The 4629-nt window shown below is 75.2% G+C and carries 5 protein-coding genes; 2 read left to right on the top strand and 3 right to left on the bottom strand.

The window, feature by feature from the left end; genetic code table 11:
• Positions 1-911: methyl-accepting chemotaxis protein (locus MN205_RS08625; RefSeq protein ID WP_242126285.1), on the bottom strand; the 911-nt coding region annotated here is incomplete at its 3' end.
• 95 nt (positions 912-1006) lie between these two features.
• On the opposite strand from MN205_RS08625, the gene MN205_RS08620 reads away from it, so the two are divergent.
• Complete coding sequence (locus MN205_RS08620; RefSeq protein ID WP_242126283.1) at positions 1007-1549, top strand: SRPBCC family protein; 543 nt, start codon at positions 1007-1009, stop codon at positions 1547-1549.
• A 59-nt stretch (positions 1550-1608) separates the two neighbouring features.
• On the opposite strand, the gene MN205_RS21760 is transcribed toward MN205_RS08620, so the two are convergent.
• Together MN205_RS21760 and MN205_RS08610 are read right to left on the bottom strand one after the other, a co-directional pair.
• Entirely contained in the window at positions 1609-2199 is a 591-nt protein-coding gene (locus tag MN205_RS21760) for a GNAT family N-acetyltransferase (RefSeq protein ID WP_374115892.1), read from the bottom strand.
• Between the two features lie 109 nt (positions 2200-2308).
• Positions 2309-4003, bottom strand: a complete 1695-nt coding sequence (locus tag MN205_RS08610; protein WP_242126278.1) for an alpha-keto acid decarboxylase family protein — start codon at positions 4001-4003, stop codon at positions 2309-2311.
• A 103-nt stretch (positions 4004-4106) separates the two neighbouring features.
• Here MN205_RS08610 and MN205_RS08605 point away from each other — a divergent pair, with 103 nt between their 5' ends.
• A complete protein-coding gene (locus tag MN205_RS08605; RefSeq protein ID WP_242126276.1) occupies positions 4107-4565 on the top strand; it encodes an Lrp/AsnC family transcriptional regulator in 459 nt (152 codons plus the stop codon).
• Positions 4566-4629: the final 64 nt, after the last annotated feature.

The raw sequence follows: 4629 nt of genomic DNA, 5'->3' as shown, positions 1-4629 counted from the left end.
GCGGAGACGACCTGCGACTGCGAACCGGACTGCGTGGCACCGCTGGACAGCTGGGTCGCCACGGCGCTCAGCTCCTCGCTGGAGCCGGCCAGCGTCCGCGACGAGTCGATGATGGCGCGGACCATCGTCGTGAGCTTGTCCATGGTCAGGTCCACCGCCGCCACCAGGCGCCCGATCTCGTCATCGCCCACGTGACCGACGCGCTGGTCCAGGCGTGCCTGGGAGAGGCCCTGCACCACTTCGAGGGTGCGCGTCACCGGGCGGACGATCGAGCGCGAGACCGCGACGGCCACCACCACGGCGACCGCGGCGGCCGCGGCCCCGATGAGGAGCAGTGCCACCACCGCGGTGCGGAAGTCACGATCCCCCCTCTGCGCCAGCTTGGCGGCACCCTCCACCTCGGTCGACGAGAGGTCGTCGAGGAGCTCGGTCATCTCGACGGCGATCGGGGCGACCGCCTCGTCGCGGGTGGAGATGTAGGCGTCGATGTCGCCGGCCTCCGCCGCGGCGACCAGGTCTTCACGAGAGGCTCGGTACTGCTGCAGGAGGTCGGCGAACCGCGCGCGGTCATCCGCGCTCGCGTACGGCGCGTTGTCGTTGTAAGCGGCCAGGGCGTCGTCGAGGGCCGCGTCGTGGCCCGCCATCGCGGCGAGCTCCTTCGCGGTCTCCTCGGCGTTCCGGGTCAGGGCTGCGCTCGTGGCGTCCAGCCGGGTCTCCACGAAGACCGTCTCGACCTCCCCGATGTTCTGGACGGATGCGATGCCGACGGAGGAGAGCATCTCCAGGTTGCCCTGTGAGCTCTGCAGGCGGTTGATGCCCACGGCGACCACGACGGCCAGCAGCAGGCAGACGGCACCGAAACCGGCGAACAGCTTGGCGGCGACGTTCAGGTCGCGGAGACGGGTGAACACAGCACTGGTATCGGTTGGCCCGGGTCACCAGTTGAGCGCCCGGGGCGACGGGTCCCGCGGGACGGAGCGCCGACCACGTCGGGGAGGATGGGGCGGTGAGCGAGGACCCGGAACTGCTCGGTGGCGCCGTCCTGCGCGGCGGCGAGCGCGCGACGCTGACCCTGACGCGCGAGTACCCGCACCCGGTGGCGGCGGTGTGGACGGCCCTGACGGTGCCGGAGGTGACGCGCCGCTGGTGGGCGGCGCTGCGGGCGGACCTGCGCCCGGGCGGGGAGTTCTCCCTGATGTGGCTCAACGGCGACCCGGGGGAGCTGCAGTGGTGGCCCGGCGAGGTGACGACGCTGGACGCGCCCCGGCTGCTGGAGCACACGAACTCCGAGCACGGCCTGCTGCGCTGGGAGCTGGAGCCCGTCGACGTGGGGGCGCTGCGGGCGCGCACCCGGCTGCGCCTGACGAACGACCTGGAGGGCGAGGACGCCTGGGTGCCGATGTCGCTGGCCGCGTGGCACCTGCACTTGGAGGCGCTGGGGCGGGCTCTGGACGGCGGCGCGGCGGACTGGCTGGACTGGGGCGTGACGTCCAACGCCCGCCTGCAGCGGCTGCGCACCGCCTACGCCGCCGCCCTCACCACCCCCTGACCCTCCTCTCCCCGCCCCCGCCTCCCCCGCGGTGGTCGAGGAAGTCGCCACGTCCTCGATCACCGCGGGGCGCGGCGCATCGCCCACACGTGCGGGCCGCCACCGGGGACGTCCACCTCACCGGTGACGCGGAAACCCAGGCCCGCGTAGAACGGCAGGTTGCCGGGCGCGGACGTCTCCAGCACCGCCGGCAGCCCGGCACGGTCGGCCGCGGCGAGGCCCGGCGCCAGCACGGCACGGCCCAGGCCGCGGCCGCGCGCCGCGGGCAGGACACCCACGGTGGCGAGCAGGAACGCGGGTCCGGCGGTGCGCAGGGGCGCGCACGCCTCCTCGGCCGCCAGCGACGCCGTCCACCGGTCCCCCGCCAGCTCCTCCTGACGCACCGCGAGGTCCGCCCACACCCCGGCGGGCACGGGGCGGTCGGAGCGCAGCCAGACGGCGACGGCCGCGGCGCGCCCGGCCGGGTCCGGCGCGCTCCACACCTCGCCGTGCGGGAGGCCGACCTCGGCGAGGGTGAGGTGGAACGAGGCGGTGAGCCGTTCGCGGTGGCGGTCGGCGGCGACGGTCCACGTCGTCCACGCGTACCCGTCGAACGCCTCGGCCAGCACCTGCGCGGCCTCCCGGGCCGCCGCCGCGTCCCCCGCCACCAGCCTGCGGGTCCCCTCGTCCACCACGGCTGCGACCCTCCCACCCACCCCCTGCGGTGGNAGGAAGTCGTCACTTCCTCGACCACCGAGGGGAGCGGGGGGACGGGCGGGGTCAGCGGATGCTGCGGGCCAGGCGCACCAGGGACTCGGGGGCGTCGTCGCGGGGCAGCACCACCTCGACGAGGGCGGGCCGGCCGGTGTCGGCGCGCACCTTCCCCAGCACCTCCACCAGCTCGGCGGGCGTGCCGGCCCGGTGGGTGGAGGTGCCCGGTGCGCCGAGCGCGGCGGGCAGGGCGGTCCAGTCCCAGGCGGTGATGTCCTGGTACGGCGCCTCGGGGCTGCGGATGGCCCGCTCGACCGTGTAGCCGCCGTTGTTCAGCAGCAGCACCGTCAGCGCGCGGGCCTCCCCCAGCAACCGGCCCAGCTCCTGCACGGTCAGCTGCGCGGAGCCGTCGCCGATGACGAGGACGGTCTCGCGCTCCGGCGCGGCGAGCACCGCGCCCAGCGCGGCGGGCAGCGTGTACCCGATGGAGGACCACACCGGCTGCCCCAGCAGGTCGCAGCCGTCGGGCAGCGTCAGCTCCACCGCGCCGTAGAACGACGTGCCCGCCTCGGCCACCAGCAGCGTGCCCGGCGCCAGCCAGTCCTGCAGCAGCGGCCACAGGTCCGCGTGGGTCAGCGGCCCGCCGGGTTCCGCGGGCTCGTGCGCGGCGGCGGGCGCCACGGCCCGGCGCGGCAGGGGTTCCGGGCGCGGCCGGCGCGCCTCGAGGGCCTCCAGCAGCAGCCGCAGCGAGGAGTCCAGGTGCACGCCGTGGAAGACGTCGCCGGCGATGCGGGCGTGGTCCAGCTGCAGGTCCACGGCGGCGTCGGGGTCGAACCCGTGGGTGAAGGACCCGGTGAGGAAGTCCGTCATCACGGCGCCGGCGAGCACCAGCGGGGAGGCGCTGTCGACGCGGGTGCGGGTCTCCTGCGAGTGGGAGAACTCCCCCGCGTACACGCCGAGGTTCGCCGGGTGCGACTCGTCCAGCAGCGCCTTGGACGCCGACTGCGTCGCCACCCGCACCCCGTTCTGCGCGGCGATCCGGCGCATCCGCTCCTCCAGGTGGCGCCGGTGCAGGCGCGGGCCGGCGAGGACGGTGACCTCGGGCGCACCGTCGAGGAACTCCGCGAGCGCCTGCGCGAACTCCCCGCAGGCCTGCGCGTCGCTGCGCAGCACCCGCAGCGGTCGGGCCAGGGGGGCGGCGGAGACGCGGGCGACGGCGACGTCGGCGGGCACGCCCAGGTAGACGGGTTTGGAGGTGCTCACGGCCGTCAGCAGCGCCTGGTCGATCGCGGTGGCGGCCCCGTGCGGGCGCAGCACCACCGCCGAGGCGGTCACCTCGGCGGCGACGCGGGCGAAGTGCCCGAAGTCGCCGTCGGCGAGGGAGTGGTGCAGCAGCGCGCCGTCGGCCATGGCGCGGGTGGCGGGCATCCCGACGACGTGCACGACGGGCACGTCCTCGGCGAAGCTGCCGGCGAGGGCGTTGACGGCGGACAGCTCCCCCACGCCGAACGTGGTGACGAACGCAGCGGGCCCGCGGCGCAGGCGGGCGTACCCGTCGGCGCAGTACCCGGCGTTCAGCTCGTTGGTCGAGCCGACCCAGCGCTGCTCACCGGCGGCGAGCACCTCGTCGAGCAGGGCGAGGTTGAAGTCGCCGGGCAGGCCGAACAGGTGCTGCACGCCGAGCTGCGCGAGGCGGCGGGCGAGGTAGGCGCCCACCGTCACCGTCGTCGCGGCCGGTGGTGCGGTGGCGGCGTTCGCGGTCATGCCCCCGATGACAGCGCCCGGCGGACGATGTGCGCAACAGCCGATCGGTCGGCTGGTCGAAACGATCAGTTCCGTGGCGCGGAGCGGACGTAGGGTGGGCGCCGTGACCACTCTGGACGCCACCGACCGCCGGGTGCTGGCCGCCCTGGACGACGACCCGCGCGCGACGGTGGCGCAGCTGGCGATGGACCTCGGGCTGGCGCGCGGCACCGTGCAGGCCAGGTTGCAGCGGCTCGCGGCCGGGGACGCGCTGCGGCCGAACTCCACGCGGGTGACCGCCGAGGCGCTGGGGCTGCCGATGCGCGCGCTGGTGACCGCGGACGTGGAGCAGGACGAGTTCGACGACCTGGTTGCGGACGTCAGCCGCATCCCCGAGGTGATCGAGTGCGTGGGGATCTCCGGCGACTCCGACCTGCTCATCCAGATCGCGGCGCGCGACGCCGACCACGTCTACGACGTCACCCAGCGGATCACCCGCTGCCGGGGGATCCGGCGCACGTCCACGTCGATCGTGCTGCGCGAACTGCTGGCGTACCGGACGGCGCACCTGCTGCGCGGCTGAACCCGGCGGGGGGGAACCGCTCCAGGTACTCCACGACCATCGTCTGCGACCAGGCGCAGAAGGC

The sequence above is a fragment of the Kineococcus sp. TRM81007 genome, assembly GCF_022669155.1.
Lineage (GTDB): Bacteria > Actinomycetota > Actinomycetes > Actinomycetales > Kineococcaceae > Kineococcus.
The sequence above is the reverse complement of the archived record's forward strand: the minus strand, read 5'-3'. Positions and strand labels throughout refer to the sequence as shown.

Coding starts and splice junctions, on each gene's coding strand:
- MN205_RS08610 (WP_242126278.1), bottom strand. CDS start 4,003: ATGACCGCGAACGCCGCCACCGCACCACCGGCCGCGACGACGGTGACG.